Raw genomic sequence first — 300 nt, forward strand, 5'->3', positions numbered from 1 at the left:
ATTGATAACTGTAATAACGTTGACGTAGTTACGGGAATAAAAAGTACGAAAATGGTGCGAACACAACAGTTAGCCCAATCATTACATACAAAAACCACGCCCCCCAAACAAACTTTATCATGAGGAAAAGGTAAGCTAAAATGACGAGAATACCGATTCCTTCTTCAATTACAGCACGAACTTTCCACACCGTGACCATGTCAGGGTTAATTTCATTTTTCAATGGATCCATGTAACCACTCCAAATCTAGTAATCTAATATACGAATACTCTCAATCTATATTTTACATAACTTTACAT

Annotated in this window: 1 pseudogene; it reads right to left on the reverse strand. The window is 35.7% G+C overall.

Annotated features, from left to right (window positions below):
* Positions 1–31: 31 nt before the first annotated feature.
* Positions 32–232: pseudogene (locus tag ACSG5Z_RS30720) on the reverse strand (PH domain-containing protein); the annotation flags it as partial.
* Between the last annotated feature and the right edge of the window lie 68 nt (positions 233–300).

The sequence above is a fragment of the Bacillus pretiosus genome, from assembly GCF_051294775.1.
Taxonomy (GTDB): domain Bacteria; phylum Bacillota; class Bacilli; order Bacillales; family Bacillaceae_G; genus Bacillus_A; species Bacillus_A wiedmannii.